Origin of the sequence: Buttiauxella sp. WJP83 (assembly GCF_027594725.1) — a bacterium.
Classification (GTDB): domain Bacteria; phylum Pseudomonadota; class Gammaproteobacteria; order Enterobacterales; family Enterobacteriaceae; genus Buttiauxella; species Buttiauxella selenatireducens.
In genome coordinates this window covers 997956-1013325 of the sequence record NZ_CP110080.1, presented here as the reverse complement: position 1 = coordinate 1013325, position 15370 = coordinate 997956, and the positions used below count along the sequence as shown (strand labels likewise).

Below are 15370 nucleotides of genomic sequence, written 5' to 3'. Positions count from 1 at the left end.
GAAATGGCACGCACATTTAAGATCTTGTCACCGACGGCTATCCTGGGTTATGGCTTCCCGGAAGAGAGTTTTCGTAAAGCCATGGAAGAGTCACCGGATCTGATTGCTGTTGACGCGGGTTCCTCCGATCCTGGCCCCCACTACCTCGGGGCAGGTAAACCCTTTACCGATCGGGCGGGCGTGAAACGCGATCTGCGCTATATGATAACCGCAGGTGTTAAAAACAACATTCCGGTCGTCATTGGCACAGCCGGAGGTTCAGGTGCTGCACCGCACCTGGAATGGTGCCGCCAGATAATCCTCGAGATTGCGCAGGAAGAGAATTTAAGTTTCTCCATGGCGTTGATCCCGTCAGATGTCGACAAAGCCACGGTTCATCAGGCACTGGATAACGGCGCGATCACCGCGCTGGATTTTGTCCCTGAACTGACCCACGAAGCGATTGAAGAGAGTACTTACATCGTCGCGCAAATGGGCATCGAACCTTTCCAGCGTGCGCTGGAAGCCGGTGCGCAGGTGGTGTTAGGCGGACGTGCTTACGATCCAGCCTGTTTCGCCGCGCTGCCTATCATGAAAGGCTTTGATGAAGGGCTGGCGCTGCACTGCGGGAAGATCCTCGAATGTGCGGCCATTGCCGCGACGCCAGGTTCCGGTTCGGACTGCGCCATGGGCATCATTGATGAACACGGCTTTACGCTGAAGACATTCAATCCTAAGCGTAAATTCACCGAAACATCCGCTGCGGCACACACGCTGTATGAGAAGTCCGATCCGTACTTCTTGCCAGGGCCTGGCGGCGTGCTGAATCTGAAAGGCTGTAGCTTCAAGGCCGTTAATGACGGAGAGGTTTACGTCAGCGGTTCACGTCATGAAGAAACGCCTTATGCGCTGAAACTGGAAGGTGCGCGTCAGGTCGGTTTCCGTTGCCTGACCATTGCCGGGACACGCGATCCGATCATGATCGCCGGCATTGATACCATTCTTGAAGAAGTCAAAGCCAGCGTAGCGAGCAACCTCTCGCTCAATGACGACAGTATCCGCATCACGTTCCATCTGTATGGCAAAAACGGCGTCATGGGTATCCATGAACCGATGCAAACAGCCGGACATGAACTGGGGATCTTGTTGGACGTGGTCGCTCCGACGCAGGATATCGCCAACAGCGTCTGTTCGCTGGTGCGCTCAACCCTGCTGCACTACGGCTATGAAAATCGCATTGCGACCGCCGGTAACCTCGCGTTCCCGTTCTCGCCATCCGACATTCAGGCTGGGCCGGTGTATGAGTTCTCTATCTATCACCTGATAGATGCAAACGACGACCTACGTTTTGATTTCTCCATTGAACAGGTGACGCCAGAAGGAGTTCAGGCATGAAACAGTCCATTTGCTCATTGGCGCAGGTCATTCGTTCCAAAAACGCCGGACCGTACGAACTGGTATTAGATATTTTATTTAAAACCCGGGAAGACTATCAGCGCGTAAAAGCATCTGAGCAATTAACACCACAGCTTATTGCCGATTTATATCACGTCGAGCCTGAAACTATTCACCGCATTGTCTGGTTTGATCCAGCTAACGCGGTAAAGATTGTCATGCCGCGCGATATTATTTCAGGAAGCGTAGGTGACAATGATGTTTATGGTGCTCAGCAACATGCACCTTTATTAAGTATTCAGTTCGACTTGTAGTAACAATAATACAACAACATCAATGGGTGTGCGGGATATTGCTGTATCCCAGCACACCAAATTATTCATGCGGTTGGTCATAAACAGGTGTGTGCCTTGAGTGAAGCGGGGTGCACGCCGCCCTACACCTTAATACCCAACCATTATCCGATGGAGTAAACATGAAGAAAATTAGTTTAACAAAAATGATCATACTAGGCCTGATATTAGGCATGATTACAGGTGTGGTCATTAATAATATGGCATCGGCAGATACAGCAAAATCGTATGCAGGAGATATTTCTATTTTCACCACCATATTCTTACGCATGGTGAAAATGATTATCGCGCCATTGGTTATATCCACTCTGGTTGTTGGTATTGCCAAAATGGGCGATGCTAAAACTCTGGGTCGTATATTCTCGAAAACGTTCTTCCTCTTTATTTGCGCCTCTCTGCTGTCCATTGCTCTGGGTCTGGTGATTGTTAATATCTTCCAACCGGGTGCGGGCATTAACTTTGTGCCTCACGATGTCGGCGCGTTGTCAGCCGTTAAATCTGAACCGTTCACGCTGAAAGTCTTTATTTCACACGCCGTGCCTACCAGTATTGTCGATGCGATGGCGCGCAATGAAATTCTGCAAATTGTGGTGTTCTCTATTTTCCTCGGTTGCAGCCTGGCGGCAATTGGGGAAAAAGCCGATCCTATCGTGAAAGTGCTCGATTCTCTGGTACACGTGATGCTGAAGCTGACGGGCTATGTGATGCTGTTTGCGCCACTGACCGTTTTCGCTGCTATCTCTGGTCTTATCGCCGAACGTGGTTTGGGTGTGATGGTGAGTGCCGGGATCTTCATGGGTGAGTTCTATCTGACTCTGGGGATGCTCTGGGCCATTCTGATTGGCCTTTCCACCATGCTCATCGGGCCGTGTATTGGTCGTCTGACCAAAATGATCCTCGAACCTGCCCTTCTGGCTTTCACCACCTCCAGCTCCGAAGCGGCTTTCCCTGGCACGCTCAACAAACTGGAAAAGTTTGGCGTTTCCTCGAAGATTGCCAGTTTCGTACTGCCGATCGGCTACTCGTTTAACCTCGTCGGCTCAATGGCTTACTGCTCTTTCGCCACTGTATTCATTGCGCAGGCTTGCAACATTGAACTGAGCATGGGCGAGCAGATCACCATGCTGTTGATCCTGATGTTGACCTCTAAAGGCATGGCCGGTGTACCACGTGCATCAATGGTGGTTATCGCCGCCACGCTCAACCAGTTCAATATTCCAGAAGCAGGATTGATTCTGTTGATGGGTGTCGATCCGTTCCTCGACATGGGCCGTTCAGCAACCAACGTGATGAGTAACGCGATGGGTGCAGCCATTGTTGGCCGTTGGGAAGGTGAACACTTCGGTGAAGGTTGCCGTGGTGCCGCTCCGACCAAAACCCCAGGCATCGAACGCCCGGCGGTATCTGAAGCGACCGTTTAATGATATTTGAGGCCGACATTTGTCGGCCTTTTTTACCACAACAACACAGGGCTACAACGTGAAAATAAAACTCTTAGCAGCAAGTGTGTTATCGATCAGTTTCTTATTCAGCGCCACAACACTTGCACAATCCGCGCCAGACTACACCGCACTCATCACGCAGGCGCATCAAAAATATAAAAACAATAACGACGGAAAAGTCGCTGACTATATCCCAGCACTGGCCACCTACAGTCCGCAAAATTTTGCCATCACCATCGCCACGGTGGACGGCAAAATTTACCAGGTCGGTGATGTCAAAAAAACCTTCCCTATGGAGTCCCTGAGCAAGGTATTTACCATGGCGCTCGCCATGGAGCAACACGGGCCACAAGAGGTTCTGGATAAACTCGGCGCCAATGCCACCGGGCTGCCGTTCAACTCAGGTTTAGCCGTGGAGCTGACAAAAGGCGCTCCGGAGAACCCGCTGGTGAATGCGGGCGCGATGAGCACCGTGAGCCTGATTGAAGCGAAAGATAAAACCGACCGCTGGAACAAAATTCTCAACAACCTGAACGCGTGGGCGGATGCTTCGTTGACCGTCAACGAACCGGTATTCAAATCAGAAATGGAGACCAACCAGCACAACCAGGCGCTGGCGCAATTAATGGACTCCTATAACAGTTTCTATGGCGATACGCGCGAAGCCGTTGAAATTTATACCCGCCAGTGTTCCGTCGATGTCACCGTCGAACAGCTCGCCAAAATGGGGGCCGTCCTCGCCAATAAAGGCAAATCGCCGTACAACGGAAAGCAGCTGTTAAACGAAAAATACGTTCCGCAAGTGCTGGCGGAAATGGCCATTGCCGGGCTGTATGACGGCAGCGGCAAATGGCTTTACACCGTCGGTATTCCGGCGAAAAGCGGTGTGGGTGGCGGCATGGTCGCCGTGGTTCCAGGGGAATATGCCATCGCCGTGTACTCTCCGCCGCTGGATTCCGCAGGTAACAGCGTTCGCGCCCAGCAAACCATTGAATATGTTGCGCAAGCGACACGGTCTAATCTCTTTTTAGCGAAGTAAGTCCCAGGAAAAGGGCATCAAGACAGATGCCCTTTCATTGATGAATGATAAGTGAGAAGTCGACATGTCTAAACCATTTGCCTGGCAGGATCCGTTTTTTCAAAGCAAAGATAGTACGGAATACGCATTGCTCAGCGACCAACACATTACAGTGACAGAACTGGACGGTGAAGAGGTCATCAAAGTTGCCCCTGAGGCCTTAACGCTGTTGGCTCAGCATGCATTTTATGAAGCGTCGTTTTTCCTGCGTGCTACGCATCTCAAACAAGTTGCCAGCATTCTGCACGACACACAGGCCAGTGATAATGACAAATACGTTGCGCTACAACTGTTACGCAACGCGGAAGTGTCGGCAAAAGGCGTGCTGCCCAATTGCCAGGATACCGGGACGGCAACCATTGTGGCGTCTAAAGGTCAGCACATCTGGACGGGAGGCGATGATGCCGAGGCCTTGAGTAAAGGCATCTACACCACCTTCCAGGAAAATAATCTGCGCTACTCGCAGAATGCGCCGTTGGACATGTACACCGAGGTGAACACGCAGACCAACCTGCCGGCACAAATTGATATCAGTGCGACGCCGGGTAACGAATATCGCTTCCTGTTCGTCAACAAAGGGGGCGGCTCCGCCAACAAAGCGGCCTTGTTCCAGGAAACCAAATCGCTTCTCCAGCCTGAAAAGCTGACCGCTTACCTGATTGAAAAAATGAAGTCGCTGGGGACGGCTGCCTGCCCTCCTTACCATATCGCGTTTGTGGTGGGTGGACTGTCAGCCGATCAGACACTGAAAGTCGCGAAACTGGCGTCGACCAAATATTATGACAACCTGCCAACCGAGGGGAACGAACTGGGCCAGGCATTCCGCGATACAGCACTGGAAACCGCGTTACTGAATGCCAGCCGTGAATTTGGTATTGGCGCACAGTTTGGCGGCAAATACTTCGCCCATGATATCCGCGTGATCCGTCTGCCACGCCATGGCGGCTCCTGCCCGATAGCGATGGCCCTCTCCTGCTCTGCTGACCGCAACATTAAAGGCAAGATTAATAAGCAGGGTATTTGGTTGGAAAAACTCGAACACAATCCCGGTAAATATATCCCGGATTCTCAACGTACAGAGAATAGCGCCAGAACCGTACAACTCGACCTTAATCGCCCATTGAAGGCTATTCTCGACGACCTGTCAGCACTGTCTATTGGCACACGCGTGTCGCTAAACGGCCCTATTGTTGTTGCCCGCGACATTGCCCATGCAGAGATCAAAGCCCGGCTGGATAAGGGTGAGCCGATGCCTGACTACATGAAAAACCATATCGTCTATTACGCAGGCCCGGCCAAAACCCCTGACAACCTGGCGTGCGGTTCACTCGGGCCAACCACTGGCGGACGCATGGACGGTTATGTTGACCAGTTCCAGGCAGCAGGTGGCAGCTTAATCATGCTCTCAAAAGGAAACCGGAGTCAGCAAGTGACCGATGCCTGCCATAAACATGGTGGTTTTAATCTTGGGAGTATCGGCGGTGCCGCGGCATTACTGGCACAGCAGTATGTGAAAAGCTTGCGCTGCCTTGAGTACCCTGAACTGGGCATGGAAGCGGTATGGATGATGGAAGTGAAAAACTTGCCGGCTTTTGTTCTGGTCGACGATAAAGGCAATAACTTCTTCCAACAGTTTGAGAATAAGCAAAGCTGCGCATCTTGCCCTGCGAAGCATTAAGGAGCGTTTATGGAAACGCGTACTAATACTGAGCGTCATCGTCAGCGGCAGCAAAAGATAAAAGAGCGGGTCGACAGTCGCGTGGCAGCGGCAACCGAAAGGAAAGGTATCGTGATCGTCTTTACCGGGAACGGTAAAGGTAAATCGACCGCAGCCTTTGGGACCGTGACTCGCGCTATCGGCCATGGCAAAACCGTCGGGGTCGCGCAATTCATTAAAGGCCAATGGGATAATGGCGAATACAACACGCTGCACCAGCACAATGTTGAATTCCACATTATGGGCACCGGTTTTACCTGGGAGACGCAAAACAGAGAAGAGGATATACAGGCCGCTCATGCGGTCTGGCAGGAAAGTAAGCGCATGCTCGCGGATGCGCGCTACGACCTGGTGGTTCTCGACGAGCTCACTTATATGCTGGCATATCACTATCTGGATATTCAGGAGGTGATTGCATCAATAGTGAATCGTCCCTCTCATCAAAGTGTGGTGGTGACTGGGCGCGGTTGTCATAGTCAGTTGCTTGATATTGCAGACACCGTCAGTGAAATCCGGCCGGTAAAACATGCGTTTGATAGCGGGATTCAGGCTCAATCTGGTATTGACTGGTAAGATACGTCGCCTGGTTAACGCCAGGCGACATCGCAATCAGGTGAGCTGGGAGATCAGCGATTTTTCCATTAACCAGGTGCGAAGAGTCTGTAAATGCAATGGAACGGCTTTTTCTGCCTGCCAGGTAAAAATAAAGCGGTTCCCGGTGCGAATAGGAACGTCACAAGGAATAACCATCGCACCACTGTCCAAATCGCGCTGAATGGCAAAACGAGGTAATAATGCGGTTCCCAGATTAGAACGTACCGCAGCAATTAGCATAGAGAGTAAGTCAAAGCGTGGGCCTTTATTGACCAGTGGGCTGCTCACATCTGAGAGCGCAAACCATTCTTGCCAACCGGTAGTACGCGTACTTTGGTGCAACAAAGGAAATTCATGGAGCAATTCATCCACGGATAATTTTTGCCCCGGTTGGGATAGCAGGCTTCGACTACAGACCGGCAGAATTTCCTCTTCAAATAAATATTCCATCCCCGACCATGGCGTACAAAAATCCTCTCGCATAATAGCGGCGTCATAATCATTGTTTAGAAAATCACCGATATTGGCCAGGGAATGGATATTGACGGTAATATCGGGATTTAATTCATTGAACTCGCGTAAATTGGGAATCAGCCAATGCGTACTTAATGTGGGGTTTACGGCTAACTCAATGGCGCGTACAGCAGGCTGCCAGGCCATTATCGAATGGGTATCACGCTCAAGTTTATTTAGCGTTTCTTTAACAATGCTCAGATAGTGCTTACCCGCAGCATTTAAATAAATACGTTTTTTTGCATGGTCAAATAATTCAGTATGCAGAAAATCCTCCAACGCGTTGACTTGTCTGAACACAGCACTCTGTGTTAAAGCCAACTCTTCTGCTGCTCGAGTATAGCTTTCGTGACGCGCCACCACTTCAAACGTCACCAGCAATTCGGTCTTCGGTATTTTTCCTCTCATAGTGCCTTCCATTTGCAGTGAACAAAAAAAGTTTACAGTATCAAATAGCGTAAGGTTACAAACTTCAGTCCAGCCTTATATTCTTTTTATCTTATCAATGTTAATGCTATGCCTTGCATGCCGTTCTATTGTCTGGACGGAAGAGCGACTTGATATTTTAACAGTCCAGTATCTCTGATGCCGTGTTCTTTCTTTTATTTTTGAACGAAAATAAAAGATACAGTCCAGTGTTGCTTTGTAGATTTACATTCAGAGGAAAAAGCAAGAAAACTCTCTTGTATATTACAAGGCCTAGATCTCATTTTTAATAAAATATTTTTCTACAGGGTGGAAATGAGAATTATTGAGCGGCACGTTCTATGAGAATATACATTTCAAATATGTAAGATGTGGAATATTGTATATCGCCCTCCCTGCTTTATGGCTGATTATCGTTCAATTTTGTTAGCAGATTATTCTGATGACTTATTAAACTAAATGGGTTACTTAACTCAAATTTAAAAGTGCAGGGTAGCTGCCGTGGAAAGAAATAATCCAAACATGATAACAACTCGGCAGTATCGAATATATTAGATATGCGGTACTCGCGTGAGCCTCATCCCCACTTTGGCAAAGGGCGTATCGCTATCCGCGTTTTTGGTACGAAAAACGGCAGAAATAAGGTATAAAGAGCCGCATGAAAATCCCAAACAGAATCCAACCGCTGGTCGATGACGGCCTGGTTGACGATGTGCTCCAGCGACTGAAGAGCGGCAAAGAAGCCGACGTTTACACCGTTTTATGCGGTGGCAAGATCCAATGCGCCAAAGTGTACAAAGAAGCGACGCAACGTAGCTTTAAGCAAGCCGTGCAATACCAGGAAGGACGTAAAGTCCGTAACAGCCGTAGCTCCCGAGCCATGCAAAAAGGCTCAAAATTCGGACGCAAGCAGCAAGAAGAGTCGTGGCAAACGGCGGAAGTCGATGCGTTGTTCCGTCTTGCTAACGCAGGAGTTCGCGTCCCGCAGCCTTATATGTGCATTGACGGCGTGTTATTGATGGAACTGGTCACCGATGCTGAAGGTGCGGTTGCGCCACGTCTTAGCGATGTGACCTTGACTGAAGAAACGGCGGTTGCTGATTTCCACACCATGATCCGCAATATCGTGCGCATGTTGTGCGCAGGTATTGTGCACGGTGATTTATCGGAGTTTAACGTACTGCTTGATGCCCAAGGGCCGGTCATTATCGACTTGCCGCAAGCGGTAGACGCCGCCGCCAACAACCATGCGGAATCCATGTTCAGACGTGACGTGAATAACATCATCGCTTACTACGGCCAGTTTGCTCCGCAGTTGCTGGGCACACGTTACGCGAAAGAAATCTGGGCATTATATGAAGATGGAAAATTAACCCCAGAAACACCGCTAACCGGTCTGTTCGTCGAAGAGATTCATGACGTGGATATGGATTCACTGATGGATGAAATCATTACCGCGGAAGATGAGTTTTATGAGCGTCAGCGGGCGCTCAGAGAGCGCGAACAAGAATAAGAGTCATGAAAAAGAAAGCCCGCATAACAAAAGTTACGCGGGCTTTTTTGTGCCTGAAACCGTCAGCTAACCTGGCTAATCACCCCAAGCACGCTCCCGGCATCCATCGTATTACCGGTCGCAGACTGTTGTTTCAACGTGCCGCTGCGATGTGCCACCACCTGGACTTCCATTTTCATGGCTTCCATGACGGCAATCACTTCACCTTGCTGCACCGCTTTGCCCTCTTCCGCCAACCAACTGTGAAGCACGCCAGAAATGGGCGCTTCAATGGCGTCTTCATTGACCAGTTCAGCCGCAGGCGTCAACACATTGCCAGGTTCTGAGATAACCGCGCCGCTAAACATGTTCGCGGGCAGGCCGAGCTGAACCCGGCGGCCATCAAGCTCAATCCAGGTACGGGTTAACACTTCATCAGGTTTTGGTACCTGGCGCGGGGCAAATTCAATGCGCCCGGCAAAGTCAGTTTCAATCCAGCGGGTATGAACAGCGAAACCGTCGGTAAAATCGGCATCGTTCATCACGGCACGATGGAACGGCAATACAGAGGCAACGCCGTCGATTTCAAACTCACGCAGGGCACGACGTGCGCGAGCAATGGCCTGTTCGCGCGTATTACCGGTGACGATAAGTTTCGCCATCAGTGAGTCATAACAGCCTGGTACGCTAGATGTTTCGTCAACGCCACTGTCCAGGCGAATCCCCGGCCCGCTGGGAGCACGGAATACCGTGATTTTGCCGGGTGTGGGTAAATAGCCTTTTCCCGCATCTTCGGCGTTAATGCGGAACTCAAACGAGTGGCCACGAGGTACAGGCGTTGCCTGAACACTCAGCGGAAAACCTTCCGCAATCCGCAACTGTTCCACCACAATATCCAGCCCGGTGGTCTCTTCGGTGACCGGATGTTCTACCTGGAGGCGGGTATTCACTTCGAGGAACGACAACGTGCCGTCGCGGCTCAGCAAAAACTCCACGGTGCCTGCGCCAATGTAACCCGCATGGGCACAAATATCGTGGGCAGCCTGGTGGATTTGCTCGCGCAGGGTTTCCGTAATAAATGGTGCGGGCGCTTCTTCCACCAGTTTCTGGTTGCGACGTTGCAAAGAGCAGTCACGCGTACCGAGCACCACCACATTACCGTGTTTGTCGGCTATCACCTGCGCTTCTATATGGCGTGGGCGGTCAAGATACTGTTCGACATAACATTCCGCTCGGCCAAATGCGGTCAGCGCTTCGCGAGTCGCGGAGTGATAAAGCTCCTCCACTTCCTCAAGTTTCCAGGCTACTTTCAGGCCGCGCCCGCCGCCGCCAAAGGCGGCTTTTATCGCCACAGGCAAACCATAAGTGGCGGCAAAATCCAGCACTTCTCCCCCACTGTTCACCGGATCAGGCGTGCCTTTTACCAAAGGCGCGCCGACTTCCATGGCAATTTTTCGCGCTTGCACTTTGTCGCCGAGCTTTTCAATAGTCTCCGGCTGCGGGCCAATCCAGATAAGCCCCGCAGCCTGCACCGCGCGCGCAAACTCAGCACGTTCAGAGAGGAAGCCGTAACCAGGGTGCACCATCGTTGCGCCGCTACGTCTGGCAATGTCCACCAGCGCCTCAATGTTTAAATAGGTGTCTGCGGAGCTTGTGCCAGGCAGCGCCCAGGCTTCATCGGCCATTTGTACGTGCATCGCGTTGGCATCGGGGTCAGCGTACACCGCCACCGCCTGCGCACCGTAATCCCGGCAGGCACGAATAATACGAACGGCAATCTCGCCACGGTTGGCGATCAGAACTTTATGCGGCGCGGTGGTCACGGGCATTACTCCCTGTTATTTCAGTAAACGGTTGGATGATGTTGAACCGGATGGCAGCGCCAGGCGGAATTTGCCCAGCCAAATCAAGGTGATATTCAGCCACTGCGGCGATAACCGGATAACCGCCCGTTAAAGGATGGTCATGTAAAAACAGTACCGGTTGGCCGCTGGCTGGAACCTGGATAGATCCGCTGCACGTCCCCTCGCTCGGCAGTTCCTGATGCAGGTGTCGCTCGAGTTTTTGCGCCCCATCCAGCCGCAATCCGATACGGTTAGACTGTGGGGTCACATTCCAGTCCTGCGCGGTTAAACGTTCTAACGCCTGTGCGGTGAACCAGTCAGTGCGCGGGCCAAGAATAATGTCCAGGGTTACGGTTTCGCCGACAGCAGGAAGATTTGGCTCCGGGAGTTCATCGAGCAAAACGGCGTTGCAATGGGGATGTGCGCCGGTTTGTAAAATGTCTCCGACGCAAATCGGGTCCGGGCCGACTTGCGCCAGGCTGTCGTGCGCACTACTTCCGAGAATTTGCTGCACTACAAACCCGCTACGCACCGCAAGATAGCTGCGTAAACCGCGAGCAGGCGACCCCAGGTGGATTTCATCTCCTGCGGCTAAATTCAGCGGACGATAGCTTTCTACGCAATACCGCACGCCTTCCGCGGTTTTCAGGGTGAGCGGACAGGACGCCCCCGTAATGCTCACTACTACATCGCCGTTTGCCCTGGCGCGAAAACCGCCTTGCGTTATCTCCAGGCACGGTAAGTGCGACGGGTTACCCACAATGCGATTTGCGGTGTGCTGCGCATTTTTGTCCATCGATCCTGATTCCGATAAACCGAGCGCCGCTTTCCCGCCGCGCCCGTCATCCTGCCACAAGGTTTGCAGACCTGTAGCCAGCACGGTCATCGTCGCGTTTTCCGTTATCAGAGGTGTTTGTGCCTCGGCATGAGCAGGCAAAGAGATGATTCTTGAGCCAACGCTTGCATCAACAAACTGAACCTGGCTGCCAGGCAACAGCAAAGCTGGCTGCTTGCGAGCAAGATCCCACATTTGCAGTTCTGTCTGGCCGATAAGCTGCCAACCGCCAGGGCTTGCTTGCGGATAAACACCGCTGAATTCTCCGGCCAGAGCGACTGAGCCTGCGGGAATGCGGGTCCGCGGCGTACTGCGACGCGGTGTTTTCCATCCGCCCGAGTCTGAAACCAGATAGGCAAAACCGGGCGCAAAGCCAGTAAACGCCACGTTCCAGGTACATTCCTGATGACGGCGGACAACTTCCTGAAGCGTTATCCCCATTAATTCAGCGACGGCGGGGAGATCTTCGCCGTTGTAGTGCACAGGGATCGTTACCTGCTGCCCACTGCGCGCACTGCGCTGATTCAAAGGGCGCCGGGCGATCTTTTCTGCGAGCTGCGCCATGCTGGTTTGTTGCGGTTGATAACGGATCAACAACGTCCGGGCGGCAGGGATAATCTCTTCGATACCCTTTTCTGGGGTGGCGCTAAGTGCATCGAAAAGTGCCAGCGTGTCGTCAAGCGAAGCCAGTTCGACCAGGAAACTGCTTAAGTTTACGGCTAAAAATCTCACTTCACGCTCCCTGCCAGGCGGCATCAGGAACATCGGTAATAAACATGTGGCCAGGCGCGTGACTTAAAGCAAAAGGGACGCCCGATTTCATCACTGCCGCTTGCGGAGTCACACCACAGGCCCAGAACACCGGGATTTCACCTGGTTCAATACGCACCGGGTCACCAAAGTCAGGACGTGAAAGATCGCTGATGCCCAGTAAATGGGGTTCGCCAATGTGTACCGGCGCGCCATGCACGGCCGGGAAACGGCCACTGATCATCACCGCATCTGCCACGCGATCTGCCGGGATTGGGCGCATTGAAACAACCAGTTCCCCCTGCAAACGGCCTGCCGGACGGCAAAGGCGATTGGTTTTGTACATCGGCACGTTACAACCGTCAGTAATATGACGCACGTCGATGCCCGCTTCGCGCAGCGGTGTTTCAAAGGTGAAGCTACAACCGATTAAAAAACTCACCAAATCAGGATGTTGTTCCCAGACCGCACGCGCATCGGTGATTTCATCCACCAGTTTGCCCTGCTCCCAGACGCGATAACGCGGGATATCGGTACGTAAATCGGCACCTTCTGCCAGAATCGTTTGATGTCCACCCGCTTCAATCACATCCAGCACCGGGCAGCTTTGCGGGTTGCGCTGGGCATACAGCAGGAAATCAAACGCCCAGTCTCGCGGCAGGCAAATCATATTCGCCTGGGTCATGCCAGGGGCCATTCCAGCCGTCGGTTTATCAAAGCCATTCCGAATCGCAAGGCGCGCCTCGCGGGCAGCCGCAATTGCCTGCTGACTGGCTTTCATGAGTGCATTCATTACCGCGTCTCCTTACGCCTGAGAAATAAACGAACGGATGGCGATGCCCTGCGCTTCCAGCAAAGTGCGAATCTGGCTCGCCATAGCTATCGCACCTGGGCTATCACCATGTACGCAGATAGACTCCGCCTGAATCGGGGTAAATGTTCCTTCGATTGATGACACGCCACCTTCGGTAATCAGTTGCAGCATGCGTTCTGCCACCTGCTGCGCATCGTGCAGAACCGATCCCGCTTCCCGACGGGAAACCAGCGTACCGTCGGCATGGTAGGCCCGGTCTGCGAACGCTTCAGAAATCGTTTTCAACCCTTTTTGCTGCGCCCATTGCAGCACAGGAGAACCCGCCAGCCCCACCAGCGGCAAGTTCGGGTCAACAGCCAGAATCCCGTCGATGACCGCTAACGCCTGGCGCTCGTTATAAGCAATCGTGTTATAAAGCGCGCCGTGCGGTTTGACGTAGCGCACTTCCGTCCCCGCCGCACGTGCCAGCCCTTGTAACGCGCCAATCTGGTAGATCACATCGGCGGTGAGCTCATCGCTTGCGATGTCCATATTACGACGGCCAAATCCCACCAGGTCTGGATAGGCAACGTGTGCCCCAACCGTGACGCCCTGAGCTTTGGCAGCTTTCAGGGTTTCAAGAATGCCTGCCGGGGAGCCTGCGTGAAAACCGCACGCTACGTTGGCGCTGCTCACCAGTTTCAGGATTGCGGCGTCGTCGCCCATGCTCCATTGTCCGAAGCTCTCTCCCAAATCACTATTGAGATCAATCGTTTTTAACATCTGCTTTTCCTCAGACAACTTTCAGGAAGTCAAAAATAGCGCCAACGGAAATCGCGCCCATGTACCAGGTCAGCGCGCAGGTCACAACGCCCGTCCACAGCAGCCAACGTGGGTAAACATAACCCGACATCAAATCAGCACGTTTCCAGCCAACGTAGACAAAAATGGTCAGGCCGATTGGCAGGATCAGACCGTTGAACCCACCCGCAAAGACCAACAAGGCAGCCGGAGCCGTTCCCAACAACAGGTAAACCACCAGTGAAACGGCGATAAAGATGATGGTCGCGATATTACGCTGGCGTTCCGTCATCTTCTTATTAAATACCGTCATGAAGCTGACCGAGGTATAGGCTGCGCCAATAACACTGGTAAGGGCTGCGGCCCAGAAAATAAAGCCAAAGATCCGCACACCAAAGCTGCCAACTGCATGCTGGAAGGCCTGCGAGGCCGGGTTCGCAACCTGGCTGGAAATGTCTAACGTCACGCCGCTTGCCACCACACCCAGCACCGCCAGGAACAGCACGTAACGCATCAATCCCACCACTAATATGCCTTTGGTGGCTGCCGACGAAACCGCATCGATGTTCTCAACACCCGTCATGCCTTTATCCAACAGGCGATGCGCACCGGCATAGGAGATATAACCCCCGACCGTGCCCCCTACGATGGTGGTGATCATGGCAAAGTTCATGGTGTCCGGGAACACGCTCTGGCGCAGCGCTTCGCCCACCGGTGGGGACGAAACGATTGCCACGTACAACGTCAGACCGATCATCACCAAACCCAGGATAATAATCAGGCGGTCGATAGCCGTACTGGCGCGGCGCGATGAGAAGATGTAAATCGCCAGCATCGCGCTGAGTAATCCGCCCCATTTCGGCGAAATCCCTAACATGGCATTTAAGCCAAGGCCTGCACCGGCAATGTTGCCGACGTTAAACACCAGCCCACCGAAAATCACCAGTACCGCCAACAGATAACCACTGCCGGGCAGCGCTTCGTTAGCGACATCAGAGGCGCGCATCCGCGTCACAGTCACCACGCGCCAGATATTCTGTTGCACAACAAAGTCGATGATTATCGAGGCCAGAATACCAAAGGCGAATGCCGCGCCCATGGTGGCGGTGAAGGTGGCCGTCTGGGTGATGAAGCCCGGTCCAATAGCCGAGGTCGCCATCAGGAAAATCGCCGCAAGCAGCGACGAACGTCGCTTCTGGACAAAGGATTTATTTTCGATTTCTTGCGCAGCCATCTGACTCACTCCGTTATTAGAATTATGACGTTGTCTGTTAAGCAATAAGCGGACCATCGTTGATATAAAACTGGTGATTGTTAATCAAACATTAAATTATTGTTGAACAATAACCTAGTGAGTG

The 15370-nt window shown here is 52.4% G+C and carries 13 protein-coding genes; 7 read left to right on the top strand and 6 right to left on the bottom strand.

Translation table 11 applies throughout. The features are described 5' to 3' along the window. Window positions 1-3: 3 nt before the first annotated feature. From OH773_RS04685 to cobO, 6 genes are all read left to right on the top strand, one after another. Entirely contained in the window at window positions 4-1374 is a 1371-nt protein-coding gene (locus OH773_RS04685; RefSeq protein WP_183270371.1) for an acyclic terpene utilization AtuA family protein, read from the top strand. Then, window positions 1371-1688 (top strand): DUF4387 domain-containing protein, encoded by a 318-nt coding sequence (locus OH773_RS04680; protein WP_183270372.1) that lies wholly within the window; start codon window positions 1371-1373, stop codon window positions 1686-1688. Before OH773_RS04685 ends, OH773_RS04680 begins: the two co-directional genes overlap by 4 nt. A 161-nt stretch (window positions 1689-1849) precedes the next feature. Next, window positions 1850-3148, top strand: a complete 1299-nt coding sequence (locus OH773_RS04675; RefSeq protein WP_270143468.1) for a dicarboxylate/amino acid:cation symporter — start codon at window positions 1850-1852, stop codon at window positions 3146-3148. 58 nt (window positions 3149-3206) lie between these two features. Then, window positions 3207-4208, top strand: a complete 1002-nt coding sequence (gene glsA, locus OH773_RS04670; protein ID WP_270143466.1) for a glutaminase A — start codon at window positions 3207-3209, stop codon at window positions 4206-4208. 64 nt (window positions 4209-4272) lie between these two features. Then, window positions 4273-5925, top strand: a complete 1653-nt coding sequence (locus OH773_RS04665) for a class I fumarate hydratase (RefSeq protein ID WP_270143464.1) — start codon at window positions 4273-4275, stop codon at window positions 5923-5925. A gap of 9 nt (window positions 5926-5934) precedes the next feature. Continuing rightward, window positions 5935-6537 carry a cob(I)yrinic acid a,c-diamide adenosyltransferase gene (cobO, locus tag OH773_RS04660; RefSeq protein WP_270143462.1) on the top strand — a complete coding sequence of 201 codons (603 nt, stop codon included), beginning with the start codon at window positions 5935-5937 and terminating at the stop codon, window positions 6535-6537. Between the two features lie 36 nt (window positions 6538-6573). On the opposite strand, the gene OH773_RS04655 is transcribed toward cobO, so the two are convergent. Beyond that, on the bottom strand, window positions 6574-7479 hold the full coding sequence (locus OH773_RS04655) for a LysR substrate-binding domain-containing protein (protein WP_270143460.1): 906 nt from the start codon (window positions 7477-7479) through the stop codon (window positions 6574-6576). Between the two features lie 676 nt (window positions 7480-8155). Between OH773_RS04655 and OH773_RS04650 the strand changes: the two genes are divergently transcribed. Then, window positions 8156-9010 carry a PA4780 family RIO1-like protein kinase gene (locus OH773_RS04650; protein ID WP_270143458.1) on the top strand — a complete coding sequence of 285 codons (855 nt, stop codon included), beginning with the start codon at window positions 8156-8158 and terminating at the stop codon, window positions 9008-9010. Window positions 9011-9072: 62 nt separating this feature from the next. Here the strand turns inward: OH773_RS04650 and OH773_RS04645 are convergent, their stop codons facing one another. The 5 genes from OH773_RS04645 to OH773_RS04625 are packed head-to-tail and all read right to left on the bottom strand — an operon-like array spanning window position 9073 to window position 15246. After that, window positions 9073-10812, bottom strand: a complete 1740-nt coding sequence (locus OH773_RS04645) for an acetyl/propionyl/methylcrotonyl-CoA carboxylase subunit alpha (protein WP_270143456.1) — start codon at window positions 10810-10812, stop codon at window positions 9073-9075. Next, window positions 10793-12400 carry a 5-oxoprolinase/urea amidolyase family protein gene (locus OH773_RS04640; protein WP_270143454.1) on the bottom strand — a complete coding sequence of 536 codons (1608 nt, stop codon included), beginning with the start codon at window positions 12398-12400 and terminating at the stop codon, window positions 10793-10795. Before OH773_RS04640 ends, OH773_RS04645 begins: the two co-directional genes overlap by 20 nt. A 1-nt stretch (window position 12401) precedes the next feature. Beyond that, window positions 12402-13211 (bottom strand): putative hydro-lyase, encoded by an 810-nt coding sequence (locus OH773_RS04635; protein WP_270143449.1) that lies wholly within the window; start codon window positions 13209-13211, stop codon window positions 12402-12404. 12 nt (window positions 13212-13223) lie between these two features. Further along, complete coding sequence (locus OH773_RS04630; protein WP_270143447.1) at window positions 13224-13994, bottom strand: LamB/YcsF family protein; 771 nt, start codon at window positions 13992-13994, stop codon at window positions 13224-13226. Between the two features lie 10 nt (window positions 13995-14004). Further along, a complete protein-coding gene (locus OH773_RS04625) occupies window positions 14005-15246 on the bottom strand; it encodes an NRAMP family divalent metal transporter (RefSeq protein WP_270143445.1) in 1242 nt (413 codons plus the stop codon). Window positions 15247-15370 lie beyond the last annotated feature (124 nt).